The sequence below is a fragment of the Puerhibacterium sp. TATVAM-FAB25 genome (assembly GCF_046535855.1).
Lineage (GTDB): Bacteria > Actinomycetota > Actinomycetes > Actinomycetales > Cellulomonadaceae > Puerhibacterium > Puerhibacterium variabilis_A.
In genome coordinates, this window is the sequence record NZ_JAXUAK010000001.1 from 158,506 (window position 1) to 183,416 (window position 24,911).

24 protein-coding genes are annotated in these 24,911 nt (G+C 76.3%); 17 read left to right on the forward strand and 7 right to left on the reverse strand.

Annotation, left to right across the window (positions count from 1 at the left end; translation table 11 throughout):
- The first annotated feature begins 9 nt into the window (after positions 1 to 9).
- From U5M74_RS00735 to U5M74_RS00745, 3 genes are all read left to right on the forward strand, one after another.
- A complete protein-coding gene (locus U5M74_RS00735; protein ID WP_410905206.1) occupies positions 10 to 1,065 on the forward strand; it encodes a threonine/serine dehydratase in 1,056 nt (351 codons plus the stop codon).
- Between the two features lie 24 nt (positions 1,066 to 1,089).
- Positions 1,090 to 1,710, forward strand: coding sequence for an L-threonylcarbamoyladenylate synthase (locus U5M74_RS00740; RefSeq protein ID WP_410905208.1), 621 nt, complete (start codon positions 1,090 to 1,092; stop codon positions 1,708 to 1,710).
- Between the two features lie 84 nt (positions 1,711 to 1,794).
- Complete coding sequence (locus U5M74_RS00745; protein WP_410905210.1) at positions 1,795 to 3,198, forward strand: UTP--glucose-1-phosphate uridylyltransferase; 1,404 nt, start codon at positions 1,795 to 1,797, stop codon at positions 3,196 to 3,198.
- An 87-nt stretch (positions 3,199 to 3,285) separates the two neighbouring features.
- Here the strand turns inward: U5M74_RS00745 and U5M74_RS00750 are convergent, their stop codons facing one another.
- Positions 3,286 to 3,936, reverse strand: coding sequence for an IMPACT family protein (locus tag U5M74_RS00750; RefSeq protein WP_410905212.1), 651 nt, complete (start codon positions 3,934 to 3,936; stop codon positions 3,286 to 3,288).
- Positions 3,937 to 4,014: 78 nt separating this feature from the next.
- On the opposite strand from U5M74_RS00750, the gene U5M74_RS00755 reads away from it, so the two are divergent.
- Positions 4,015 to 4,710 (forward strand): hypothetical protein, encoded by a 696-nt coding sequence (locus U5M74_RS00755; RefSeq protein WP_410905214.1) that lies wholly within the window; start codon positions 4,015 to 4,017, stop codon positions 4,708 to 4,710.
- A 134-nt stretch (positions 4,711 to 4,844) separates the two neighbouring features.
- Here the strand turns inward: U5M74_RS00755 and U5M74_RS00760 are convergent, their stop codons facing one another.
- The 3 genes from U5M74_RS00760 to U5M74_RS00770 form a co-directional block, all read right to left on the reverse strand.
- On the reverse strand, positions 4,845 to 5,513 hold the full coding sequence (locus tag U5M74_RS00760; RefSeq protein ID WP_410905216.1) for a GNAT family N-acetyltransferase: 669 nt from the start codon (positions 5,511 to 5,513) through the stop codon (positions 4,845 to 4,847).
- A 29-nt stretch (positions 5,514 to 5,542) separates the two neighbouring features.
- A complete protein-coding gene (locus tag U5M74_RS00765) occupies positions 5,543 to 6,097 on the reverse strand; it encodes a Dps family protein (RefSeq protein WP_410905218.1) in 555 nt (184 codons plus the stop codon).
- Between the two features lie 99 nt (positions 6,098 to 6,196).
- Positions 6,197 to 7,396: a DUF3866 family protein gene (locus U5M74_RS00770; protein ID WP_410905220.1), complete on the reverse strand. Its 1,200-nt coding sequence runs from the start codon at positions 7,394 to 7,396 to the stop codon at positions 6,197 to 6,199.
- Positions 7,397 to 7,431: 35 nt separating this feature from the next.
- Between U5M74_RS00770 and U5M74_RS00775 the strand changes: the two genes are divergently transcribed.
- The 9 genes from U5M74_RS00775 (at position 7,432) to U5M74_RS00815 (ending at position 18,674) form a co-directional block, all read left to right on the forward strand.
- Positions 7,432 to 8,532: a helix-turn-helix transcriptional regulator gene (locus tag U5M74_RS00775; protein WP_410905222.1), complete on the forward strand. Its 1,101-nt coding sequence runs from the start codon at positions 7,432 to 7,434 to the stop codon at positions 8,530 to 8,532.
- Complete coding sequence (locus tag U5M74_RS00780) at positions 8,525 to 9,601, forward strand: helix-turn-helix transcriptional regulator (RefSeq protein ID WP_410905224.1); 1,077 nt, start codon at positions 8,525 to 8,527, stop codon at positions 9,599 to 9,601. The genes U5M74_RS00775 and U5M74_RS00780 overlap by 8 nt, the downstream gene beginning before the upstream one ends.
- A 5-nt stretch (positions 9,602 to 9,606) precedes the next feature.
- The gene (locus U5M74_RS00785; protein ID WP_410905226.1) at positions 9,607 to 9,978 is read left to right on the forward strand and encodes a hypothetical protein; all 372 of its coding nucleotides are present in this window, start codon (positions 9,607 to 9,609) and stop codon (positions 9,976 to 9,978) included.
- Between the two features lie 155 nt (positions 9,979 to 10,133).
- Complete coding sequence (gene tatA / locus U5M74_RS00790; protein WP_410905228.1) at positions 10,134 to 10,451, forward strand: Sec-independent protein translocase subunit TatA; 318 nt, start codon at positions 10,134 to 10,136, stop codon at positions 10,449 to 10,451.
- A gap of 36 nt (positions 10,452 to 10,487) precedes the next feature.
- The gene (tatC, locus tag U5M74_RS00795; RefSeq protein ID WP_069984602.1) at positions 10,488 to 11,240 is read left to right on the forward strand and encodes a twin-arginine translocase subunit TatC; all 753 of its coding nucleotides are present in this window, start codon (positions 10,488 to 10,490) and stop codon (positions 11,238 to 11,240) included.
- An 89-nt stretch (positions 11,241 to 11,329) separates the two neighbouring features.
- Positions 11,330 to 14,257, forward strand: a complete 2,928-nt coding sequence (locus U5M74_RS00800) for a DEAD/DEAH box helicase (protein WP_410905230.1) — start codon at positions 11,330 to 11,332, stop codon at positions 14,255 to 14,257.
- Between the two features lie 82 nt (positions 14,258 to 14,339).
- Positions 14,340 to 15,995 carry an amidohydrolase gene (locus U5M74_RS00805; RefSeq protein ID WP_410905232.1) on the forward strand — a complete coding sequence of 552 codons (1,656 nt, stop codon included), beginning with the start codon at positions 14,340 to 14,342 and terminating at the stop codon, positions 15,993 to 15,995.
- Between the two features lie 88 nt (positions 15,996 to 16,083).
- Positions 16,084 to 17,895: an apolipoprotein N-acyltransferase gene (lnt, locus tag U5M74_RS00810; RefSeq protein ID WP_410905234.1), complete on the forward strand. Its 1,812-nt coding sequence runs from the start codon at positions 16,084 to 16,086 to the stop codon at positions 17,893 to 17,895.
- Positions 17,892 to 18,674, forward strand: a complete 783-nt coding sequence (locus U5M74_RS00815) for a polyprenol monophosphomannose synthase (protein ID WP_410905236.1) — start codon at positions 17,892 to 17,894, stop codon at positions 18,672 to 18,674. Before lnt ends, U5M74_RS00815 begins: the two co-directional genes overlap by 4 nt.
- A 123-nt stretch (positions 18,675 to 18,797) precedes the next feature.
- On the opposite strand, the gene U5M74_RS00820 is transcribed toward U5M74_RS00815, so the two are convergent.
- The gene (locus U5M74_RS00820) at positions 18,798 to 19,142 is read right to left on the reverse strand and encodes an RNA polymerase-binding protein RbpA (protein WP_069982539.1); all 345 of its coding nucleotides are present in this window, start codon (positions 19,140 to 19,142) and stop codon (positions 18,798 to 18,800) included.
- A 391-nt stretch (positions 19,143 to 19,533) separates the two neighbouring features.
- Between U5M74_RS00820 and U5M74_RS00825 the strand changes: the two genes are divergently transcribed.
- A complete protein-coding gene (locus U5M74_RS00825; RefSeq protein WP_410905238.1) occupies positions 19,534 to 20,724 on the forward strand; it encodes an LLM class flavin-dependent oxidoreductase in 1,191 nt (396 codons plus the stop codon).
- Between the two features lie 59 nt (positions 20,725 to 20,783).
- Positions 20,784 to 21,416, forward strand: coding sequence for an FMN reductase (locus U5M74_RS00830; protein ID WP_069982541.1), 633 nt, complete (start codon positions 20,784 to 20,786; stop codon positions 21,414 to 21,416).
- Between the two features lie 17 nt (positions 21,417 to 21,433).
- Here the strand turns inward: U5M74_RS00830 and ald are convergent, their stop codons facing one another.
- The gene (gene ald / locus U5M74_RS00835) at positions 21,434 to 22,546 is read right to left on the reverse strand and encodes an alanine dehydrogenase (RefSeq protein ID WP_410905240.1); all 1,113 of its coding nucleotides are present in this window, start codon (positions 22,544 to 22,546) and stop codon (positions 21,434 to 21,436) included.
- A gap of 166 nt (positions 22,547 to 22,712) precedes the next feature.
- Between ald and U5M74_RS00840 the strand changes: the two genes are divergently transcribed.
- On the forward strand, positions 22,713 to 23,267 hold the full coding sequence (locus U5M74_RS00840) for an Lrp/AsnC family transcriptional regulator (RefSeq protein ID WP_410905242.1): 555 nt from the start codon (positions 22,713 to 22,715) through the stop codon (positions 23,265 to 23,267).
- A 55-nt stretch (positions 23,268 to 23,322) separates the two neighbouring features.
- Complete coding sequence (locus tag U5M74_RS00845) at positions 23,323 to 24,276, forward strand: ribonuclease Z (RefSeq protein ID WP_410905244.1); 954 nt, start codon at positions 23,323 to 23,325, stop codon at positions 24,274 to 24,276.
- Between the two features lie 58 nt (positions 24,277 to 24,334).
- Here the strand turns inward: U5M74_RS00845 and U5M74_RS00850 are convergent, their stop codons facing one another.
- On the reverse strand, positions 24,335 to 24,829 hold the full coding sequence (locus tag U5M74_RS00850; protein WP_410905246.1) for a GNAT family N-acetyltransferase: 495 nt from the start codon (positions 24,827 to 24,829) through the stop codon (positions 24,335 to 24,337).
- Between the last annotated feature and the right edge of the window lie 82 nt (positions 24,830 to 24,911).

Below are 24,911 nucleotides of genomic sequence, written 5' to 3' on the forward strand. Positions count from 1 at the left end.
GTGGAGGACATGAGCAGCGCCACCCCGTCGCCCGGCCCGGCCGCCGCCTCCTCCTCCGCCTCCTCCGTCGCCCCGTCCGCCGCCCCGTCGCCCGGTCCGGCACCCGGGCTCCGGCCGCCGACGCTGCGCGACGTCCTTGCGGCGCAGGCCCGGCTCGAGGGCCTCGTCGTGCGGACCCCGGTCGCCCGCTACGCGGAGGTGGACGCGACGGCGGGCACCGCCGTCGTCGTCAAGCACGAGAACCTCCAGCACACCGGGGCGTTCAAGGTCCGCGGCGCCCTCAACCTGCTGCTCGGCTTCGACGCCGCGGCGCGGGCGCGGGGCATCGTCGCCTACTCCACGGGCAACCACGCCCAGGCGCTGGCCTACGCGGCCCGGCGCACCGGCACGGGTTGCACGATCGTCATGCCCGAGCGGCCCAACCCCGTCAAGGAGCGCGCCGTGCGGGCGCTCGGCGCCCGGGTGCTGCTGCACGGGGCGACGTTCGACGACGCCCGCGTCCGCGCCGAGGCCGTGGCGGGGGAGACGGGCGCGCGGCTGGTCGGGGCCGCCAACGAGCCGGCGCTCGTGGCGGGCGTCGCCACGGCCACGTGGGAGCTGCTGCAGCAGGCGCCGGACCTGGACGTGCTCGTGGTGCCCGTGGGCGGCGGGTCGGGCGCGGCGGCCGCCTGCCTGGTGGCCCGGGCGCTCGCGCCGCAGGTCCAGGTCGTCGGCGTGCAGTCGGCGGCCTCGCCGGCCGCGCACGACTCCTGGGCCGCGGGCGAGCTGCTCGCCCGGCCCAACGCCACGCGGGCCGAGGGCCTGGCGGTCGGCACGGGATTCGCGCTGACCCAGCACGTGATGCGTGCCGCGCTGGCGGACTTCCTGCTGGTGAGCGACGACGAGATCGCCGCCGCGCAGCGGCTGTACCTCACCGGCGCGCGCACCGTCGCGGAGGGCGCCGGCGCCGCGGCGCTCGCGGCCGTCCTGGCCCACCCGGACCGGTTCGCCGGCCGCACCGTGGGCGTCGTGTGCAGCGGCGGCAACGCCGCCGAGGCCGAGCTGGTGCGGGCGCTGCGGGCGTGACCGCCCGCCCCTAGGCTCCGGGAGATGGCCCGCTACTTCGACGTCCACCCCGTCAACCCGCAGGCCCGCGCCGTCGGCCAGGTCACCGCGATGCTGCGCGAGGGCGCCCTCGTGGCGTACCCCACCGACTCCGGCTACGCCCTCGGGTGCCGCATGGACTACCACGACGGCACCGACCGGATCCGGCAGGTGCGGCGGCTCGACGCGCGCCACCACTTCACCCTGGTGTGCGCGGACTTCGCCCAGCTCGGCCCCCTCGTGCGCCTCGACACCGCCGCGTTCCGCGCGATCAAGGCGGCCACGCCCGGGCCGTACACCTTCGTCCTGCCCGCCACCGAGGAGGTGCCGCGGCGCCTGGCGCACCCGAAGAAGAAGACCGTGGGCGTGCGCATCACCGACAACGCCGTCGCCCAGGCCGTGCTGCGGGAGCTGGGCGAGCCGCTGCTGTCGTCCACGCTCCTGCTGCCCGGGCAGGAGGAGCCCCTCGCCGACGGGTGGCGGATCAAGGAGGAGCTCGACCACGTGCTCGACGCCGTCGTCGACGCGGGGGAGGTGCTCGCCGCTCCCACGACGGTGGTCGACTGGTCCGAGGGCTACCCCGAGGTGGTCCGCGTCGGCGCGGGAGACCCGTCCCGGTTCGCGTGAGCGCCGCCCGGCCGCGCACCACCGGCCCGCGCCGGCCGCCCGGTCGTCCGGTGCGTCCCGGCCTGCGCCGATAGGGTGCGGGACATGAGCGACCGTGGACTCGAGCTGGCACGCCAGAAGATGACCGACGCGGGCGTCGCGCCCGCCGCGATCGACACCTTCTCCCGCTTCTACCGGCTGCTGGAGTCGGGCGCCAGCGGCCTGGTCAGGGAGGACGACGTCGAGCCGCTGCGCGACCTGCCCCGGCACGCCGACCTCGACATCGACCCCGACGAGGCCGCCGCGGCGCTCGCGAAGACCGCGATCATCAAGCTCAACGGCGGCCTCGGGACGTCCATGGGCATGGACAGGGCCAAGTCGCTGCTGCCGGTGCGCGAGCGCGACGGCGAGCGGCTCACGTTCCTCGACGTCCTCGTGGGCCAGGTCCGCGCGGCCCGGGCGGCCACGGGCGCCCGGCTGCCGCTGATCCTGATGAACTCCTTCCGCACCCAGGACGACTCGCTGGCGGCGCTCGGCCGCTACGACGACCTCGCCGTCGACGGCCTGCCGCTGGACTTCCTGCAGAACCGCGAGCCGCGGCTGCTCGCCGACACCCTCGAGCCGCTGGAGTGGCCGGACGACCCGGAGCTCGAGTGGTGCCCGCCCGGCCACGGCGACCTGTACCCGGCGCTGCACGCGGCGGGCGTCGTGCGCGCGCTGCTCGACGCGGGCTTCCGGTACGCCAGCGTGTCGAACTCGGACAACCTCGGCGCGGCGCCCGACGCCGCCATCGCCGGCTGGTTCGCCGCGTCCGGCGCGCCGTACGCCGCGGAGATGAGCCGCAAGACCCCGGCCGACGTCAAGGGCGGCCAGCTGGTGGTGCGCAAGGCCGACGGGCGGATCGTGCAGCGCGAGACCGCTCAGACGCACCCGGACGACCTGGACGTCTCGCTCGACCCCGAGCGGCACCCGTACTTCCACACCAACAACCTCTGGTTCGACCTCGAGGCGCTGGCGGCCGAGCTCGAGCGTACCGGCGGCGTGCTCGAGCTGCCGCTGATCCGCAACGAGAAGACCGCCGACCCGGCCGACCCCGCGACGCCGAAGGTCGTGCAGATCGAGTCCGCCATGGGCGCGGCGGTGGCCGTGTTCGAGGGGGCGACGGCGATCGAGGTGGGCCGCGAGCGGTTCCTGCCGGTCAAGACGACCAACGACCTGCTCGTGCTGCGCTCCGACGTCTACGAGCTCACCGACGCCTTCCGCCTCGTCGCCCGCGTGCCCGCGCCGCTGGTCAGGCTGTCGGGCGCCTACAAGACCATCGGGCGGTTCGACGAGCGGTTCCCGTCCGGCGCCCCGTCGCTGGTGGGCGCCCGCTCGCTGACCGTCGAGGGTGACTGGACGTTCGGGTCCGGCGTCGTGGTCGAGGGCGACGCCGCCCTGCCGGACGCCGACGAGCCGGCGACCGTGCCCGACGGCGCCCGCGTCACGGGGGAGGGCGTCCAGGCCTGACGCCCTCGCTCTGTGGGTACAGGACACGCCGTGCGGATCGCGATCCGCACGGCGTGTCCTGTACCCACAAGGCACTTGGGGAGCGGGTCAGGCGGGCACGTCGACGACGCGGCTCGCACCGGGCCGCGGCACCAGCGCGCCCGCCGTCGCCGCCGCGACGTCGTCGGCGAGCCGCGCCACCGCGTCCGGCGGCACGAGCAGGGTGAACCGGGCGGCCGCGCCGTACTCGGTGCCGCCCAGCACGGCGCCGTGCTGGGCGGCCCATTCCCGCAGCACGTTGTCGAGGCGGCCGGCGTCGGCGTGCGGCACCTCGAGCATGACCTCGGTGAGCACCTGCCGGCGCACGACCCGCGCCCGGTCGAGGGTCTCGGAGACCGCGGAGGAGTAGGCGCGCACGAGCCCGCCGGCACCGAGCAGGACGCCGCCGAAGTAGCGGGTCACGACGGCCACCACGTCGGTCACGGCCCGGTGGCGCAGCACCTCGAGCATCGGCACGCCGGCCGTGCCCGACGGCTCGCCGTCGTCCGTGGAGCGCTGCTGCTCCGCGTGCGGGCCCACGACCAGGGCGACGCAGTGGTGCCGCGCGTCCCACGACCCCTTGCGGACCCGGGCGACCACGGCGTCGGCCTCCGCCACGGAGGACACCGGCGCGAGGTGGGCCAGGAACCGCGACTTCTTGATCACCAGCTCGTGGTCCACGGCGGCGGCGATCGTCGACGGGAGGGCTGCCTGGCTCACCCGTCGAGCCTATCGGCGCGGCGGCACCGCATGGGGCTGCACTGGACGAAAAAGTGTGCCAAGCGCAGAATGGGGTCCATGGCGACGCGCGACGAGCACCCGCAGGCGGCCCCGGAGGGCGGGGGGCCCGCCCCTGGCGGCGACGCCGGCGCCCGGTACCCGCGCCCGCCGGTGTCGCTCGACGAGGCGGAGTGGGTCTGGCGCGAGCTGGGCGTCGAGGCGCTGCGGACGGGGTCGAAGCCGGAGACCGTCCGCCTCGCCGTGGTGGCCGGCCTGGTGCGCGCCACGGGGGCCCGCTACGGGGACCTGCTGCGCGTGCGGGTCGAGGACCTCGACCTCGGGCCCGCCGGGCCGCGCCCGGGGGAGGGGAGCGTGCTGGTGCGGCACGGCAAGCACCGCGCGCCGCGCCTGCACCGGGTCCCGCCCGAGGTGGTGCTGGTGCTGCGGCACTGGATGGACGTCCGCGAGGAGCTCGCCGCGGAGCTCGAGGGCTCGGTGCCCCGGGCGCTGCTGCTGACGGTCCACCACACCCACGACAACGGCACGACGGTCGCCAGCGGGCTGCCCATCACCAAGCAGGGGCTGGTGCTCTCCTGGCGGCGGTTCGCGTACCGCACGAACGCCCGCTACGGCGCCCTGCGGCCACCCCTGCCGACCCGGTTCGAGCAGGTGCGCCGGGCGTGGACCGAGGCGGGGGTGCCCGCCCCCGGGCGGGACGTCGTGCCGGCGGCGGACACGCACGGCACCGGGGGCGCCGGCGCGGGGGGCTCCTGAGCGGGGCGCGCCGCCGACCGCTCCGGCGACCCCGGCCGTCCGTCCGCTGACTCGCGATAAATAGTGTGCCAAGCGATCCCACCGCACAGGAGTCCCGCCGCGGTCGGGAACACCAGCCCCGACGAGCGGGGGCCTCAGCTCGTCGCGATCCCCAGCAGCGGGGCGTCCGGGCGGTGCGAGGGCAGCTCGACGAACCCGTAGCGGTCGTAGAACGCCCGGGCCGAGGTGTTGGCCGGGTCGTACCCGAGGTGCACGCCGGGCACGCCGCGTGCGGCCAGCGCCTGCCGGAGCGTGTCGAGCAGCCGGCGCCCGAGGCCCTGGCGCTGCGCCTCGGGCAGCAGGTCGATGTGCAGGTGCGCGGGGAAGGCCTGCAGCTCCGCGGCGGTGAGGCTCCGGAGCATGCGCTGCGGGTCGGCGCCGTCGCGCAGCAGGTCGGCCTCCGCGTACCTCGGGCTCCGCCCGGTCGGGGCGCCGACGGCGGGGTGCGCCGCCCGGAAGCGGGGCGTCCAGACGCGCTCCCACCACGCGACGAACGCCGCGGTGTCCGCCACCCCCAGCACGTAGCCGACCACCCGGCCACCGGCGTCGTCGCCGGCGTCGTCCGTCGTGACGACGAACGCCAGGTCAGGGGAGTGCTCGACGTACGGCAGGGCGTACACGTCGGGCATCAGCGCGTCGTCGGAGTAGAGCCCGCGGGCGTCCTGGCCGCCCGCGGCGGTGCAGACGCAGACGTGGGCGACCGCGTCGCGGTCGCCCACGTCGTACGCGCGGATCGTGAAGGCGGCGGGCACGTCGTCGGGCATGGCCGGACGATAGCGCCCGCCGCGGCGGCTCAGCCCGCCTTCTTGGCGCGCCGCGCCGCCTCGAGCTCGCTGGTCGCGTCGCCCGTGGCGAGCTCACCGGACGCGGACTCGAGGTGCGCGCGCACGAACCAGTGGAACTGCTCGAGGTCGCTGAGGTGCCCGATCAGCATGTCGTTGGTGACGGCGTCGAGCTCCTCCGTGTCCGCGGCGGCCTTCCGGTGGTCGGTGATGACGCCCTGGTAGACCTCGTCGAGCGCCCCGAGGTGCTCGATCGCGGTGGCGCGGCCCAGGTGGTAGTCCTCCCAGGTCCGTGCGGCGACCAGCGCGCCCGGGGTGCCCTGCGGGGCGACGCCCAGGGTCGCGATGCGCTCGGCGATCTCGTCCACCATCGCCCGGACGGCGTCCACCTGGGGGTCGAGCATCTCGTGCACCCCGATGAAGTTCGGGCCCACCACGTTCCAGTGGATGTGCTTGAGCGTCAGGTGCAGGTCGTTCAGCGAGTGCAGGCGGCCCTGCAGGATCTCGGCGACCTGGCCGCCCTGCTCCGGGGTGAGCGACGGGACGGTGTAACGGGGGACCGGCATCGATTCCTCCCTCGATCGGCTTCGGCTGACCGAACCATCCTGGTCCCGGCAGCCGCGGTTCGCGACCGCGCCGTCTCGGGGCCTGCGCCGACGCCCGCCTCAGCGCCCGCCGGGGGCCTCGTCCGCGAGCGCCGCGGCGTGGACGCCGGCGACGGCGGCCGCGACGAAGGCGGCAGGGTCGTCCTCGAGGCCGCGGCCCATCGTCGACAGGCGCGCGGGCGAGTCGCGCAGGGCGGCCAGGAGGTCCGGGCCGGCGGCGACCTCGACGAGGCGGTGGACCTGGTCGAGGCCGACGAGGCCCGCGGCCTGGTCGCGCACCCGGGTGGTGAGGGCGGCGCCCCATCCGGGCAGCCCCTCGAGCTCGGGCGCGGGCCGGGGGACGACGACGTCGGCGGCCGCGAGCGCCACGCGGCCGTAGGCGGTCAGGGAGTGGTGGGAGACGCCGAGGTGGCGGTCGCGGGGGTCGGCGCCGGAGACGCGCAGGGAGGCGACGGGCCGGCCGCGCAGGGCGGCGGCGGCGTTGACGGCCTCGCCCGCGGCGACGCCGGAGTAGCCCCAGCGGGTGCCGGTGCCGAGGTTGCCGGGTCCCTGGGCGACGACGGCGATGTCGGCGCCGACGACGTGGCGGGCGGCGAGGAGGCCGGTGTGCACGGTGACGGCCTCGAGGTCGCCGCCGAAGGCCTGCCCGACGGTGACGGTGGCCTCGAGCCAGCCGCGCTCGCGCAGGGTGGCGACGGTGCGGGAGAAGGCCGCGGGCAGGGCCCCGCCGTCGGTCATGACGTAGGCGACCCGGGGCGCGGGCCGCCCGGCGAGGTGGGCGGCGTGCCGCGTGCCGGCGACGACGGCCGGCAGGGCGGAGTGCAGGTCGGCGACGACGACGGGCATGCCGTCGAGGTCGTCGGCCTCGGCCAGCAGGTGGTGGTGGGCGGACTCCTGCTCGTCGACGCCGAGCACCATCGCCTGCAGCGGGGTGTAGCGGGCCTTGACGAGGTGGCCGGGCCCCGCGGGAGGGTCGGGCGGCAGGGGGGTGTCGCCGGCGGGGCCGACGACGAGGGCGTAGCCCCCGGTGCCCAGGCCGCGGGCGAGCGCCGAGCAGTTGAGGAGCAGGCGGTCGCCGGCGGCGTAGTCGCCGACGAGCGCGGTGTACGCGAGCGCCCGCACGCGCAGCCCCTCCGCGCCGGCGGTCTCGCGCCCCGGCAGGACGGCGTCGAGCACCGTCTCCAGCTCGCGGGCGCCCGCCGCGCCGTCACCCCAGGTCCTGCCCTGCGACACCACGGTGCCGGTCCGCCAAGTGATCACGCCAGGAAGGCTACCGGCGGATACCGTGTTCCCTGATGCCCGCGAACCCCTCCGACCAGCCCTCCGGCGCTCTGGGCGCGTCGTCGTCGACGCCCCCCGCCGAGCGCCTCCTCAACCTCGTCATCGCCCTGGTGAACACCAGCGCGGCCATGACCAAGCAGCAGATCCGCCGCGGGGTGGCCGGGTACGGCGACGCGCCGTCCGTGGACGCCTTCGAACGGATGTTCGAGCGCGACAAGGACGCGCTGCGCGCGCTGGGCGTGCCCATCGTGACTGTCGACCCGGGCGGGCACAGCGAGGAGGTCGGCTACCGGATCGACAACGACGCCTACGCGCTGCCGCCGGTCGACCTCACGCCCGCGGAGCTCGGCGTGCTGGCGCTGGCCGCGCAGCTGTGGTCCGACAAGACGCTGCGCACCGACATCTCGCGTGCGATGACGAAGCTGCGCGCGGCCGGGGCGGGGGAGGCGGCGTCGGACGCGATGGCCGGCCTGACCCCGCGTGTGCGGGCCGTGGGCGACGCCTACGGGCCGCTGCTCGACGCCGTGACCGAGCGGCGTCCCGTGCACTTCCGGTACCGGGCGGCGAGCACGGGCCAGATCAGCTCGCGCGAGGTGGAGCCGTGGCGGATCGCCGCGCGGCGCGGCGGGTGGTACCTGGTGGGCTGGGACCGCGGCCGGCAGGCGCCGCGGGTGTTCCGCCTGTCCCGCATCGAGGGGCGCGTGCGCCTGACCGCCGCGGCCGGGGCGTTCCAGATCCCCGAGGACCTCGACGTCGACGCGCTGCTCGGGGCGCGCACGGGCCGCGAGCGCACCGCGGTGCTCGCCGTCGTGCCGGAGCGCGCCTCGGCCGTGCGGGCCCGGGCGCGCGTGCTGGGGGCCGGGGACCTGCCCGCGCCGGTGCCGCCGCCCCCGCCGGACCGGGACCTGCTGGCCGTGCCGTTCACGTCGCTGACCACCGCCGCCGAGGAGCTGGCCGGCTACGGCTCCGCCGTCGTCGTGCTCGACCCGCCGGAGCTGCGCACCGAGGTGCTGCGGCGCCTGCACGCGGCCGCCGCCCTGGCGGACCCCCCCACGGACAGCGACGCTGCCACGGACGCAGGCGCCGGCGCAGGGAAGGAGCAGGACCGTGGCTGAGCGCGCGGACGACCGCCTGGTGCGGCTGCTGGGCCTCGTGGCCTACCTCGACGCGCGCGGCCCGGTGCCCGTGGCGCAGCTCGCGCAGCACTTCGGGGTGAGCGAGGCGCAGATCCGCGACGACGTCGACCAGCTGTGGGTCACCGGCACGCCCGGGTACTGGCCCCACGACCTCATCGACTTCGACGCCGACGCCGCCGAGCGCGGCATGGTGCACCTGACCAACGCCCGCGGCATGACCCGGCCCCTGCGGCTGGGCACCCGCGAGGCCGTGGCCCTCGTGGCCGCGCTGCGAGCGATGCTCGAGTCGCCGGTCGTCCAGGCCGACCGCGAGCGCCGCGAGCTCGTCGCCTCCGCGCTGGAGAAGCTCACGACGGCGACGGGCGAGGCCGCGCACGCCGTGGACGTGCGCCTGGCGCCCGACGGCGACCCGGAGGTGCTGCGGGCCGTGACCGCCGCGCTGGCCCAGGGGCGTCGGCTGCGCATCCGCTACGTCAACGCCGCGGACGTCACGGGGGAGCGGGAGGTCGACCCCGTGCGGCTGCTCACCCAGGACGAGTCCTCCTACCTCGTGGCGTGGTGCCACCGCGCCCAGGGGCGGCGCACGTTCCGCATGGACCGCATCCTGGCCGCCGAGGTGCTCGAGGCCCCGGTGTCCGCGGCCGGGCGCGCGCTGGCCGCCGAGCCCGAGGTCGGCCTGGACATCGCCCAGTCCGTGGCGGACCCCGCGACCGCCACCACGACCGCGACCGTGGTGCTCGCCTCGCCCGCGCGCTGGGTCGCCGAGGAGGTGCCCACCGAGTCGGTGCGCGACCTGCCCGACGGGTCGTTCGAGGTGCGGGTGCGCGTCACCAACCCCGCGTGGCTGCGCGGCCTGCTGCTCGCCAACGCCGCGCACGTGCGCTCGGTGGAGCCGTCGGAGGTCGCCCGGGACGTCGCCGGCGCCGCCCGCGAGGCGCTCGACGCCTACGCCGCCGTGTCGGCGGCGGTGCTCGCCCCGCCGGCCGGCGACGAGCGGACCGCCGGGCCCGCCGCTGACGGGTCCGGCGGCGACGAGACCGTAGGCTGACCGCCATGTGGTTCGCGGTGTGGTCGGTGCTCGTGGTCGCCACCCTGGTGGGCGCCGCCCTCCTGGGCCGCGACCTGTGGCGCAGGGCGAGGCGGCTCGGGGCCGAGCTGTCCCGGGCGTCCGCGGCGCTCGACGCCGCCTCCGCGCGCATCTCCCAGGCGGTCGCCGAGGCGGAGGCCGCCGCGCCCGAGATCCGCGCGACGATGTTCGACGACCCGACCGACCTGCACGACCGGGTCGCCGACCTGCGCCTGGCGCGGGCGGAGCGGGCCGAGGCGCGGCGCGCGCGCCACCGCGCCGTCGCGCAGACCTGGTCCCTCGACGGCTGGCTCGCCGGGCGCCGCGCGGCCCGCGCCGCGCAGCGCGCCCGGTCCTGACCGGCGCCGGGACACCTCGGACACCTGGTGCACCTGGTACACCTCGGACACCTGGACGTCACCCGCAGGTCACCTCCGCGTCCATCCCGACCGCGTAGGGTGGGATTCGACGGACCCGCGAACCGTGGGACTGACGAGGACGAGGAGCCAATCTCATGGGCATGCTCAAGCCCTGGCACATCATCGTGCTGGTGGTCGTGATCCTGCTGCTGTTCGGGGCGCGCCGGCTGCCCGACCTGGCCCGCAGCGTCGGCCAGTCGCTCAAGATCTTCAAGAGCGAGGTCAAGGACCTCACCGACGACGGCAAGCTCAACGACTCGAACGAGGCTCCGGCCGGGACGACGCCGTCCACCCACGTGCCGGGCGGCACGGTGTCGAGCACGCCCCCCGCCACCACGCCGCCGCCCGCGGCCGGCGCCGGCGGCTCGTCGCAGGTCCCGGGTCTGGTCGACCCGAACAAGCCCAGGGCGTAGGCGGTGCCCGGCAAGTCCCGGGACCCCGAGGGGCGGATGCCCCTGCGCGAGCACCTGCTCGAGCTGCGCAAGCGGCTCTTCCTGGTCGCGTGCGGCCTCGTCGTCGGAGGCGTGGCCGGCTGGGTCCTCTACGAGCCGCTGCTCGAGGCGCTCCAGGAGCCGCTGCGGGTCGCGGCGCAGGAGCAGGACAAGACCATCGCCCTGAACTTCACGGGCATGGCGTCCGCGCTCGACATGAAGGTCAAGGTCGCGCTGTTCCTGGGCGTCATCGTGTCGTGCCCCTGGTGGCTCTTCCAGCTGTGGGCGTTCATCACGCCGGGCCTGACCCGGCGCGAGCGCGGGTACGCCTACGGCTTCCTCGGCGCCGCGGTGCCGCTGTTCCTCGGCGGCGCCGCGCTCGCCTGGTGGGTCCTGCCGCACGCCGTCGACATCCTCGCCGGCTTCGTGCCCCAGGGCGCGACCAACTTCACCGACGCCCAGGGCTACCTGAGCTTCGTGATGCGGCTGGTGCTCGCGTTCGGCCTGGCGTTCGTGTCCCCGGTGGTGCTGACCGGCCTCAACATGGCCGGCCTGCTGCGCCACGAGACCCTCGGCAAGGGCTGGCGCTGGGCGGTGCTGATCGCGTTCGTGTTCGCCGCGGTGATGACGCCGACCCCGGACGCGCTGACGATGATCTTCGTGGCGCTGCCCATCTGCGTGCTGTACTTCGCCGCGCTCGGCCTGGCCGTGCTGCACGACCGGCGCGTGGACCGCAAGCGGGTCGCCGAGGCCCTCACCACCGGGCCCTGAGCACCGGGCCGGCCTGACGGACGACGGCGGCACCCGCCGCGCGGTACCCGTGACCTGCGGGTGCAGCCGTCGCCCGTAGGCTGGCGGACATGACCGCCGACGCCCGCTCCGACCAGGCCAGCCCCGCCGAGCGGTACGCCGCGGCGCGGGCCCGCTCCGCCCGTTCCCGCGCCGGCTCCGGCACCCAGCTCGAGCGCTTCCGCAGCGAGCTGGGCTTCGAGCTCGACGACTTCCAGGTCGAGGCGTGCCAGTCCCTCGAGGACGGCCGCGGCGTGCTCGTGGCGGCCCCCACGGGCGCCGGCAAGACCGTCGTCGGCGAGTTCGCGGTGCACCTGGCCCTCACCCGCGGCGGCAAGGCGTTCTACACCACGCCGATCAAGGCGCTGAGCAACCAGAAGTACGCCGACCTCGCCCGCCGCCACGGCGCCGACCAGGTCGGGCTGCTCACGGGGGACACCACGATCAACGGTGAGGCGCCCGTGGTCGTGATGACCACCGAGGTGCTGCGCAACATGCTCTACGCCGGCTCGTCCACCCTCGACGGGCTCGCCTACGTCGTGATGGACGAGGTGCACTACCTCGCCGACCGGTTCCGCGGCCCGGTCTGGGAAGAGGTGATCATCCACCTGCCCGACCACGTGCAGCTCGTGTCGCTGTCGGCCACCGTGTCGAACGCCGAGGAGTTCGGCGACTGGCTCGAGATGGTCCGCGGCGACACGGCCGTCGTCGTCTCCGAGCGCCGCCCCGTGCCGCTGTGGCAGCACGTGATCGTCTCCTCCCGTGAGGGCGGCCCGCGCGGCGTGCCGCGCCTGATGGACCTGTACGCCGGGCACGTCGACCCCACCGACCCGGGACCCAACCCGCCGATCAACCCCGAGCTCGCCGAGTACTTCCGGGTGGCCGGGCGCCGCGGCGACGACCGGGCCGGCTCGGGACGCGGGGACCGGGGCTACCGCGGCCGCGGCGTCGCGCCGCGCGCCAAGCGGGGCGCCGGGGCCGCCGGCCTGGCGCCGCAGCGGCGCACGCCGCCGCGCTTCGCCGTCGTCGACGCGCTCGACGCCGACGCGCTGCTGCCGGCGATCTACTTCATCTTCTCCCGCGCCGGGTGCGAGGGCGCCGTGCAGCAGTGCCTGCAGGCCGGGCTGCGGCTGACCTCCCCGCAGGAGGAGGCCGAGATCCGCCGCATCGTCGAGGAGCGCACGGCCACCATCCCCGCCGAGGACCTCGACGTGCTGGGCTACTGGACCTGGCAGCAGGCGCTGGCCCGCGGCATCGCCGCCCACCACGCCGGCCTGCTGCCGGTGTTCAAGGAGACCGTCGAGGAGCTGTTCGCCCGCGGCCTGGTCAAGGTCGTGTTCGCCACCGAGACGCTCGCGCTCGGCATCAACATGCCGGCGCGCTCGGTGGTGCTGGAGAAGCTCGTCAAGTGGGACGGCACCGCCCACCAGCCGGTCACGCCCGGCGAGTACACCCAGCTCACCGGCCGCGCCGGGCGCCGCGGCATCGACGTCGAGGGGCACGCCGTCGTCGTCGACCACTCCGGCCTCGACCCGGTCGCCCTGGCCGGCCTCGCCTCGCGCCGCCTGTACCCCCTGCGCTCGAGCTTCCGGCCCACGTACAACATGGCCGTCAACCTCGTCGCCCAGGTCGGGCGCGACCGCGCTCGCGAGGTGCTCGAGACGTCGTTCGCCCAGTTCCAGGCCGACCGCGGCGTCGTCGGCCTGGCCAAGCAGGCGCAGGCGCACGCCGAGGCGCTCGACGGCTACGCCAAGGCCATGACGTGCGACCAGGGCGACTTCGCGCAGTACATGGACCTGCGCCGGCAGATCGGCGAGCGGGAGAAGGAGCTGTCCCGCGCCGCGTCCGGCAAGCGCCGGGCCGAGGCCGTCGCCTCGTTCGAGCGGCTGCGCCGCGGCGACGTCGTCGAGGTGCCCGGCGGGCGGCGGCGCGGGTACGTCGTCGTGCTCGACCCGGGCCAGGACGAGCGCGGGTTCGACGGGCCGCGGCCCACCGTGCTCACCCAGGAGCGGCAGGTCAAGAAGCTCACCCTCGCCGACGCCCCCGGCGGCGTCACCGTGGTGACGAAGGTCAGGATCCCCAAGGCGTTCAACGCCCGGCGCCCCGACGCCCGGCGCGACCTGGCCTCCAGCATGCGCACGGCCCTCGGCGCGTTCCGGGACGACGCCGGCACCGGCCACGGGCCGCGAGCGCCGCGGCCCGGTGAGGGGCCCGGCAGGCGCGGCGACGCCGCGAGCGACCGGCAGCTGCAGAGCCTGCGCGCCGCGCTGCGGGCGCACCCGTGCCACGCCTGCCCCGACCGCGACGACCACGCCCGGTGGGCCGAGCGGTGGGACCGGCTCAAGGCGGAGCACGACCGGCTGGTGTCGCGGATCGCGAACCGGACCGGGTCGGTGGCGCGCACGTTCGACCGCACCTGCGAGGTGCTGCTGACCCTCGGCTACCTGGAGCGGGTCGAGGGCTCGGCGGAGCGCTCCGCGGGGATGCGGGTGACCACGGACGGGCGGTGGCTGCGGCGGCTGTACGCCGAGAGCGACCTGCTGCTGGCCGAGTGCCTGCGCCGCGGGGTGTGGGACGGGCTGGACCCGGCCGGGCTGGCCGCGGCGGTCTCCACGGTCGTGTACTCCGGGCGCCGGGAGGAGGCGACGGACCCGTACGTGCCCGGCGGGCCGCAGGGCCGGCTGGCGCAGGCGCTCGACGCCACCGTGCGGGTGTGGTCGCAGGTGACGGACCTGGAGGAGACGCACGGGCTGGACGCCACCGGGGAGATCGACCTCGGGCTGGTCGCGCCGGTGCACCGGTGGGCGTCGGGCCGGGGCCTGGACGCGGTGCTGCGCGGCACGGACATCGCCGCCGGCGACTTCGTGCGCTGGTGCAAGCAGGTGGTGGACGTGCTCGACCAGCTGGCCCAGGCGGCCCCGCGCCCGGCGCTGCGCTCGGCGGCCCGCAAGGCGCAGGACGCGGTGCTGCGCGGCGTGGTGGCGTACTCCAGCGTGTGAGGCGCGGCTCGGCCGCCGGCCGGCCCCGTGCGGCGGCTACGTGGGGACGGGGCGGCGGCCGGGGGTGGCCTAGAGTCGGCGCGTGACCTCGACCCTGTACCGCAACGGTGCCGTCCACTCGTCCGCCGACCCGTTCGCCGAGGCCCTGCTCGTCGACGACGGGGTGGTCGTGTGGGTCGGGGCCGAGGACACCGCCGCGGGGCTGGCGGCGCGCGCGGACCGGGTGATCGACCTCGACGGCGCGCTGGTGACGCCGGCGTTCGTGGACGCCCACGTGCACGTGCTCGAGACGGGCCTGGCGCTGGAGTCCGTGGACCTGAGCCCGGCGGCGGCGCCCACGCGGGCCGCGGCGCTGGACGCCCTGGCCGCCGGCGCGCGGGCCCTGGCGGCCTCCGACCCGGGTGGCGGCGAGGTGCTGCTGGCGTCCGGCTGGGACGAGCGGGCCTGGCCCGAGGCGGCTCCGCTCACCCGCGAGGACCTCGACGCGGCGTGCGGCGGCCGGCCGGTCTACGCGGCGCACGCCGGCCTGCACGCGGCCGTGGTGTCGACGTCGCTGGCCGCCGCGGCCGGCGCCGACCGCGTCCCCGGCTGGGACCCCGCTGGGCTCGTGGCGGGGGAGGCCCTGGCCGCCGCCCGCGCCGTCGCGCAGGACCTGCCCCCGCAGCGGCGCCCGCGGGCCTACCGGCGGGCGCTGGAGCGGGCGGCGCGCCTCGGCGTCGCCGCGGTGCACGAGATGAGCACCCCGCGCACCGACACCCGCGCCGGCCTGGCCGAGCTCGTCGCGCTGGGCGCCGACCCGGCCGGCGGCCTGCCGCTCGTCGTGGCCTACCGGGGCGAGCTGTGCGCGTCGGAGGACGACGCCCGCGCCCTGCTGGCGGAGCTGCCGTTCCTGCGCGGCATCGCCGGGGACATCGCGGTGGACGGGTCGATCGCGGCGCACACGGCCGCCATGCGCCAGCCGTACGCCGACATCGTGGCCAGCGCGGCCGGCCCCGACCCCCGCGGGACGCTGACGCTGTCCGCCGAGCAGGTCGCGGCGCACCTGGCCGCCGTCTGCGCCGTGGGCGTGCAGGCCGGCTTCCACGTGGCGGGCGACCGCGCCATGGACGAGCTCGTGGCCGGCCTGGAGGCCGCGGCCGGGCGTCTGGGCGGCGGGCCGCTGCGCGCCGCCCGCCCCCGCGTGGAGCACGCGCCGTTCGTCGACGCCGCGGCCCTGGCCTCGCTGCTGCTGCACGGGGTGTCGCTGTCGGTGCAGCCCGCGCACGCCGCCGCCTGGGGCGGGCCCGACGGGCTGTACGCCGCCCGGCTGGGCGCACCCCGCGCGGACATCATGGCGCCCTTCGCCGACCTGCAGTCGGCCGGCATCCCGCTGGCGTTCGGCTCGGACTCGCCCGCCACGCCGCTGGACCCGTGGCAGGCGGTGCGCGCCGCGCTGACCCACCAGGACGAGACGCAGCGGCTGTCGGCCCGCGCGGCGTTCCGCGCGCACACCCGCGGCGGGTGGCGCCTGGCCGGCGTCGACCACGCCGGCGAGCTGCGCGTCGGCGCCCCGGCCCACCTCGCGGTCTGGCGCTCCGACGCCTACGTGGTGCAGAGCTCCGGGCGGGGCCTGTCCTCGTGGAGCGAGGAGGCCCGGGCCGGCCAGCCGGTCCTGCCCGACCTGGCGCCGGGCGCGCCCGAGCCGGAGTGCCTGCACACCGCCCGCGACGGCGTCCCGCTGTTCGACACCTTCGCGTGACCCCGCCGGCGCTCGGGGCGTGGCCCCCGGCACGGCGCCGCACGACCGCTCCGAGCCGGTGTCCAGCCAGGTCGCGTACGCTGCCGGGGTGCTGCGACCCGACACCCGCGACCGGCGCGCCCCCCGCACCGACGGCCCCCTGGACGACGCGTCGTTCTGGGCTGCCCGCCCGGTGACCCTCCTGCTCGCGGTCGCGGCCGGGGTGTCGCTGTGGGCGGCGTTCCCGGACGTCGGCGCCTGGCCGCTGGCGGTCGTGGGCATGGCGCTGCTGCACGCCGCGCTGCGCCGCGACGGGGCGCGGTGGAACCTGCTGGTCGGGTCCGTGGCCGGCGCGGTGTTCTTCCTGTCGCACCTGTGGTGGGCCAACGAGGCGACCGACACGGTCCCGTGGGTCGCCCTGAGCGTCGTCGAGGCCCTGTTCGTGGGCCTGTTCGGCGTGCTGTGGACGTGGGCGCGCCGCCTGCCGGTGGTCGGCCGGGCGCGCGGCGCCGCGGGCGTCGCCGCCCACGCGGCCGCGTTCGCCGCCGTCTGGACCGCCGTCGAGCAGTGGCGCTCGGAGTGGCCGTTCGGCGGCTTCCCCTGGGGGCGGCTGGCCTGGTCGGTCGCCGCGGCCCCCACGGGCCGGGCCGCCTGGCTCGGCGGCACGGTCCTGGTGACGTTCCTGCTGGCCGCCACGGGCGCGCTGCTCGCCGTCCTGGCGCGCCGCGCGGTCGCGGCCGTCCGGGCGTCCGGTCACGCGTCCGGTCAGGCGTCCGGTCACGCGTCCGACGGCCCCGAGCGCCGCCGCGCGGCCCTGGGCGCCGCCGGGGCGGCCGCCGCGGGCGCCGTGCTGCTGCTCGGCCCGCAGGGGCTGCCGCTGCCGCACGACGACGCCACCCGCCCGGTGCCCTCCCCGCCCGTCACCGCCGCCGTGGAGGTCCCCGACCGCACCGACTTCGTCGACGCCGGCACCGCCACGGCCCAGACGGGCGTGCTGCAGGTGGGCGCCGTGCAGGGCGACGTGGGCTCGCCCGGGCTCGGGTCGTTCGCCAACCGGGCCGAGGTGCTCAACAACCACCTGGCCGGCACGGCCGTGCTGGCGCGGACGTTCGGCGCCGACGCCCCCGCCGACCGGCGCCTCGACGCGGTCCTGTGGCCGGAGAACGGCTCGGACCTCGACCCGCAGGAGGCGCGCGACGTCGCGCGCGCGCTCGACGACGCGTCGGCCGACGTCGGCGCGCCGATCCTCGTGGGCGCCCAGGAGTTCCCCGAGTCCGGCGGGCGGTACAACGTGCTGCTGCTGTGGCAGGACGGCGCCAGGGTGCTCGACCGGTACGCCAAGCAGCACCCCGCGCCGTTCGGCGAGTACATCCCGCTGCGGTCGTTCGTGCGCACGTTCAGCGACCAGGTCGACCGCGTCTCCACCGACATGATCGCCGCCCAGAACCCGCCCGTGGTCGACGTGCCGTCCGAGCGGCTGGGCCGCACGGTGCGCCTCGGCACCGCCATCTGCTTCGAGGTCGCCTACGACGAGATCCTGCGCGACGCCGTCCTGCGCGGCGCCGAGGCGCTCGTGGTGCCGACCAACAACGCGTCCTTCGGCCTCACCGCCGAGTCCACCCAGCAGCTCGCGATGACCCGCCTGCAGGCCATCAGCACGGGCCGCGCCGCCGTGCAGGTCTCCACCGTGGGCGTCTCCGGCGTCGTCGCGCCCGACGGCACCCTGGTGGCCCGCACCGGGCTGTTCACCGCCGACCAGGTCGCCGCGCGGCTGCCGCTGCGCACCGCGCTCACGCCGGCCGTCGTCGCCGGCTACTGGCCCGGCTGGGTCGTGAGCGCAGCGGGCGTCGTGCTGGCCGCCGCGGGCCTGGTGGTGGGCGTGCGCGACGCGCGCCGCCGCCGGACGGGCGCGGCCGCGTGAGCGCCGCCCGCACGCTCGTCGTCGTGCCCACCTACGACGAGCGCGAGTCGCTGCCCGGCACGCTCGCCGCGCTGCGCGAGCACGTGCCCGACGTCGACGTGCTGGTGGTCGACGACGCCTCCCCGGACGGCACCGGCGAGCTCGCGGACGCGATCGCGGCGGCCGACCCGGCCGTGCACGTGCTGCACCGGCGGGGCAAGGGCGGGCTCGGCGCCGCCTACGTCGCCGGCTTCGGCTGGGGGCTCGAGCGCGGCTACGCGGTGCTCGTGGAGATGGACGCCGACGGCTCCCACCGCGCCGTCGACCTGCCCCGCCTGCTGGCGCGCGCCGCCGCGCCGGACCGCCCGGACCTCGTCGTCGGCTCGCGGTGGGTGCGCGGCGGCAGCGTCGTCAACTGGCCCTGGTACCGCGAGCTGCTCTCGCGCGGCGGCAACACCTACGTGCGCCTCGTGCTCGGCATGCAGGTCAGGGACGCCACCGCCGGCTTCCGCGCCTACCCGGCCGAGACCCTGCGGCGCATCGACCTGGCGTCGGTGGAGTCGCACGGCTACTGCTTCCAGGTGGACATGACCTGGCGGGTGGTGCGCGCGGGCGGGCGCGTGGCCGAGGTGCCGATCACGTTCGTCGAGCGCGTCGCGGGCACCTCGAAGATGAGCCGCGCCATCGTGGCCGAGGCGCTGACCAAGACGACGGCGTGGGGCCTGGCGCACCGCGGGCGCCAGCTGCGCGGGCTGGCCGCGCGGCTGCGCGGCGGGCGAGGGGTCGGCGCGCGCCGCTGAGCCGGGGCGCCTCGGCGCTCGGGCCCGGGTCGCCGGTGCCCCGGGTCGGGGGCGCGACGAAGGCCGGCCCCGATCGGGGCCGGCCTTCGTGGTGTCGGTCGCGAGAGCGGACTCGCGGACGGCTCAGGCGCCGCGGCGCAGCTTGCCTGCGCGCAGCAGCTCCAGGCGCTCCTCCAGCAGCTCCTCGAGCTCGGAGACCGTGCGGCGCTCCAGGAGCATGTCCCAGTGGGTGCGCTGCGGCTTGGTGGCCTTGGGCTCGGGCTTCTCGGCGTCGCGCAGGAGCGCCTCGGCGCCGCAGCGGCACTCCCACACCGGCGGGACCTCGGCGTCGGTGGAGAAGGGCAGGATGATGGTGTGCCCGTTCGGGCAGTCGTAGTACGCCTGGAACCGCGGGGCGAAGTCCACACCCTCGTCCGACTCCATGCTCTTCGCGCCGATGCTCATGCCGCGCAGGGACCGGTCAGGCATGTCGTCCTCCTCGAGGTGGGATGGTGAGGCCTCCGGCTCACGGAGGGCCAAGGGGGTCAACGCCCGCCCGCGGGCCGATTGTTCCGCCGGGCGGTGAGACGCACGCCACAGCACACGTCTTTTTCTGTGTCAAGGGTTCCGTGTCGAGGCGTTTCGCGCAATTCGAGCCCCGCCCGGTGCGCCGCGCGCCGCGAGCGCCGGACGGGACCAGACTGGCAGAGAACGCGCCACCGTCGCAGCCCGCCGGGCGGCGAGCCGGGCCGGGAATGATCGGCCGCACCCGGTGGTTGGAGCGATAGTCCATGCAAGAGCATGGAAATACCGTTGCCGGCTCCACGCCGGCAGCCCCGGCGGCCCGGCCGCGGGGGGACCGAGCAGGGAGCTGAGCACCGTGCAGTTCGGAATCTTCTCCGTCAGCGACGTGACCACGGACCCGACCACGGGCCACACCCCGGACGACACCGAGCGGGTGCGCGCGATGCTGACCATCGCGCAGCACGCGGACGAGGCCGGCCTCGACGTCTTCGCCACCGGCGAGCACCACAACCCGCCGTTCGTCGCCTCGAGCCCGACGACGATGCTCGGCTACCTCGCGGGCGTCACCAAGAACATCACCCTGTCGACCGCGACGACGCTCATCACGACGAACGACCCGGTCCGCCTGGCCGAGGAGTACGCGATGCTCCAGGTGATCTCCGGCGGCCGGATGGACCTCATGATGGGCCGCGGCAACACCGGCCCGGTGTACCCCTGGTTCGGCCAGGACATCCGCAACGGCATCCCGCTGGCCATCGAGAACTACGCGCTGCTGCGCAAGCTCTGGACCGAGGACGTCGTCGACTGGAAGGGCCGGTTCCGCACCCCGCTGCAGGGCTTCACCTCCACGCCCCGCCCGCTGGACGGCGTGCCGCCGTTCGTGTGGCACGGCTCGATCCGCAGCCCCGAGATCGCCGAGCAGGCCGCGTACTACGGCGACGGGTTCCTGCACAACAACATCTTCTGGCCCATGACCCACACCAAGCAGATGGTGCAGTTCTACCGCGAGCGCTACGAGCACTACGGCCACGGCCGCGCCGACCAGGCGATCGTGGGCCTGGGCGGGCAGGTGTTCGTCCGCAGGAACAGCCAGGACGCCTGGAACGAGTTCCGCCCGTACTTCGACGTGGCGCCGGTGTACGGCCACGGCCCGTCGATGGAGGACTTCACCCGCGAGACGCCGCTGACCGTCGGCTCCCCGCAGCAGGTCATCGACCGGTACGGGGCCTTCGTCGAGGAGGTCGGCTACTACCAGCGCCAGATGTTCCTCATCGACCACGCCGGCCTGCCGCTCAAGACCGTGCTCGAGCAGATCGACCTCCTCGCCGAGGACGTGGTGCCCGAGCTGCGCCGGATCGTCGAGGCCAAGCGCCCCGCCGACGACGTGCCGCTGAACCCGCCGACGCACGCCGAGCGCGTCGCCGCCGCCCGCACGGCCGGCGAGGCCGCCGCCACGCACGTGGGCGACTCCGTCGACCCGTACACCGGCACGGTCGCCGAGGACGCCCAGCCCGCCACGCACGCGGGCCGGTCCTTCGGCCTCTGACGCCCCGCACCGCCCGGCCCGCACCCGCCCCCAGCCCCTCGTAGAACGAAGGAACCCCCGTGAGCACCGCCCGCACCCTCGTCGTCGTCTCCGCCGGCCTGTCGAACCCGTCGTCCACCCGCCTGCTGGCGGACCGGCTGACGGACGCGACCGTGCGCGAGCTCGAACGGCTCGGCGACGACGTCACCGTCGTCAACCTCGAGCTGCGCGACCACGCGCACGCGATCGTCGACGCCATGCTCACCGGGTTCCCCACCGGCGAGCTGGCCGAGGCCCTCGAGCAGCTCGTGGCCGCCGACGGCGTCATCGCGGTGACCCCGCTGTTCACCACCACCTACTCGGGGCTGTTCAAGTCGTTCGTCGACATCGTCGACAAGGACTCCCTGCGCGACATGCCCGTGCTGCTGGGCGCCACCGGCGGGACGCCGCGCCACTCCCTGGCGCTGGACTACTCGGTGCGCCCGCTGTTCAGCTACCTGCGCACCGACGTCCTGGCCACCACGGTGTTCGCCGCGACCGACGACTGGGCCGGCCAGGGCGACGAGGAGAACCCGCTGCCGCGGCGGATCGAGCGCGCCGGGCGCGAGCTGGCCGAGCGGGTGCACGCCCGGGAGAACGCCGGGCCGGCCGACCCGTTCGCCTCCGCGCCGAGCTTCGCCGACCTGCTGGCCCAGGGCGGCGTGGAGTCCTGAGCCCCGCGTGACCGGGCTCAGAGCACGTCGGCCAGGTCCGCGGCCGCCAGGCCGTGCGCCTCGGCCACGCCCGGGTGGGCCACCGCGCCGTCGTGCACGTTGAGGCCGGCCGCGAGCGCCGGGTCGGCGCGCAGCGCGTCGCGCCACCCGAGGTCCGCGAGCGCGGCGGCGTACGGCAGGGTGACGTTCGTCAGGGCGTAGGTGGAGGTGTGCGGCACCGCGCCGGGCATGTTGGCCACGGCGTAGAAGACGCTGTCGTGCACGCGGTAGGTCGGCTCGGCGTGGGTGGTGGGCCGGGTGCCCTCGAAGCAGCCGCCCTGGTCGACCGCGACGTCGACCAGCACGCTGCCCGGCCGCATCCGGCTCACCAGCTCGTCGGTGACCAGCACGGGCGCCTTGGCGCCGGGCACCAGGACCGCGCCGATCACCAGGTCGGCCTCCAGCAGGGCCTGCTCGACGGTGTAGGCGTTCGAGGCGAGCGTGCGCACGCGGCCGAAGAGCTCGTGGTCGGCCGCGCGCAGCACGTCGACGTTCTTGTCCAGGAGCGTCACCCGCGCGCCCATGCCCACGGCGATGCGGGCGGCGTTCATCCCGGCCGTGCCGGCGCCGATGACGACGACGTGGCCGGGTGCCACGCCGGGCACCCCGCCCAGGAGCGTGCCGCGCCCGCCGGCGGCCTTGAGCAGCGTGGCGGCGCCCACCTGCGGCGCGAGCCGGCCGGCGACCTCCGACATGGGGGCCAGCAGCGGCAGCGCGCCGGTCGCCGTCTGCACGGTCTCGTAGGCCACGGCCGTGACGCGCCGGGCCAGCAGCTCCTCGGTCAGCGCCTTGTCGGCGGCCAGGTGCAGGTAGGTGAACAGCACCTGCCCCGGCCGGATGCGGTGGTACTCCTCGGCGACGGGCTCCTTGACCTTGAGCACGAGCTCGCCGGCGGCCCACACGGCGTCGGCGTCCGGCTCGATCGTGGCGCCGGCCGCCACGTACTCCGCGTCGGGGATCGCCGAGCCGACGCCGGCACCGGCCTGCAGGTGCACCGTGTGCCCGTGGCGCACCAGCTCGTGCACGCCGGCCGGGGTGATCGCCACCCGGTACTCGTGGTTCTTGACCTCCGTGGGGACGCCGATGCGCATCGTCGCTCACCTTCTCCTCGTGGGACCGGCCGGGAGGGCGCCTCGTGGGCGTGCCCTGCGGGGCCGCGGTGCGTGCACCGTGACCCGCGTCACCATTCTCCCGGAAGGACCGGCCGATGTTCGGTCGACCGGGCGAGGTCCGCCGAAGATTCTGTAGCGTGCCGCCATGGTCGACCGATCTTCGACGGCGCCGACGCCGCGCCCCACCGGGCCGAACGATCTTCGACGCCCGGCGGCGCCGTCGGGCCTCGAGCCGCGCGCAGGGTCCCCGGTGGTGCTCGACGCCGTCGACCACCGGATCCTGCGTGCGCTCGCGCAGGACGCGCGCCTGCCGAACAACGCGCTCGCCGCGCAGGCCGGGGTCGCGCCCTCCACCTGCCTGGCGCGGGTGCGGGCGCTGCGCGAGCGGGGCGTGCTGCGCGGCTTCCACGCCGACGTCGACCCGGCCCGGGTGGGCCGCCCGCTGCAGGCCATCATCGCCGTGCGCATGCAGGGGCACGCCCGCTCGCGCCTGACCTCGTTCCTGCACGAGCTCGCGGCGCTGCCCGGGGTGCTCGACGTGTTCCTGCTCGGCGGGGCGCACGACTTCTTCGTGCACGTGGCCGCCCCGGACACCGACGGGCTCAACGACTTCGTCGTCGAGCACCTGTCCGCCAACCCCGACGTGGCGCTCACCGAGACCAACCTGATCTTCCAGCACGCCCGCGCGTACGTGTTCTGACAGGCTGGCGAGGGCGGCACGGGCGCCCCGCCCGCCCGCCGCGGAGGGAGCGCGCGTGTCACGTCGAGAGCTCGTGGTGCTCGGGACGGCCAGCATGGTCCCGACCCGGACCCGCAACCACAACGGCTACGTGCTGTTCTTCGACGACACCGGCATCCTGTTCGACCCGGGCGAGGGCACCCAGCGGCAGATGACCCTCGCCGGGGTGTCCGCCACCGACCTCACCCGCATCGCGCTCACCCACCTGCACGGCGACCACTCGCTCGGGCTGGCCGGCGTCGTGCAGCGCCTGTCCGGCGACCAGGTGCCGCACACCGTGCCGATCTCGTTCCCCGCCTCGGGGCTGTCCTGGGTCAGCCACCTGCTCGAGGCGAGCGCGTTCGCCCACCACGAGCGCGTGGTGCTCCAGCCGCTGGAGGCCGACGGCCCCGTGCCGCGGGTGGCGGGGGAGAAGGGCGGCACGACGGCGGCCCTCGCCTCGGCCCGGCTGGACCACACGACCGACGCGGTGGGCTACCGGCTGCAGGAGCCCGACGGCGTCTCCCTGGACGCGGCCGCCCTCGCCCGGCTGGGCGTCACCGGGCCCGCGGTCGGCCGCCTGCAGCGCGAAGGCTCCCTGGCGCTCGCGGACGGGCGCACGCTGCACCGGGACACGGTGAGCGTGCCGCGCCCGGGGCAGTCCGTGGCGTTCGTCATGGACACCCGGCTGTGCGACGCGGTCGGGCGGCTGGCCGACGGCGTCGACCTGCTGGTGGTGGAGTCGACGTTCCTGGACCGCGACGCCGACCTGGCCAAGCGCTGGGGCCACCTCACCTGCCGGCAGGCCGCCCAGGTGGCCGCGGAGGCCGGGGTGCGCCACCTGGTGCTCACGCACTTCTCCCAGCGCTACACCGAGCCGGACGAGCTGCCGGCGGCCTTCGAGCGCGAGGCCCGCGAGGTCTTCGACGGCGCCCTCACGGTGGCGGCCGACCTCGACCGGGTCCCGCTGCCGCCGCGCCGGCGCGGCTGAGCCGCGGGGCGCCCGGGCGCCGGGGTGCCGGGGTGCCCGGCGCGGTCAGGCGCAGCGCTCAGGCCGGCGCGGTCACCGGCAGGGCGAGCGTCATGAACGTGCTGTGCGGGTCCGGGCCGTAGCCGCCGAACGGCGGGCACTCGGCGAACCCGTGGCGGGCGTACAGCCGGCGGGCGGGCGCGAAGAACTCCTGGGTGCCGGTCTCCAGGCTGACGCGGGCGTACCCGCGCTCGGCGGCGACCGCCAGCAGCCGGCGCAGCACCGCGGTGGCCACCCCCCGCCCGCGCGCCGCGGCCGTGGTGCGCATCGACTTCAGCTCGCCGTGGGTCGCGTCGAGCTGCTTGAGCGCGCCGCAGCCCAGCACGGTGCCGTCCGCGTCGCGGGCGGTCAGGAACGTGACCGCCGGGTCCAGCAGCGCGGCCAGGTCCAGGGCGTGCACGAACTCCGGCGGGCTCGTGGCGTACATGTCGGCCAGGTGCTCGGTGAGCAGGGCGACGACGTCCGGGCGGTCGGGGGACTCGAGGGCGACGACGAGGTCGGCGGGGGCGGTCACGGCCGCATCGTGGCACGCGGGCGTTACGCGCAGGTGTCCGGGCGCGGGGGCTGGGCCCGGGTGTCCAGGCGGCGGGAATGCC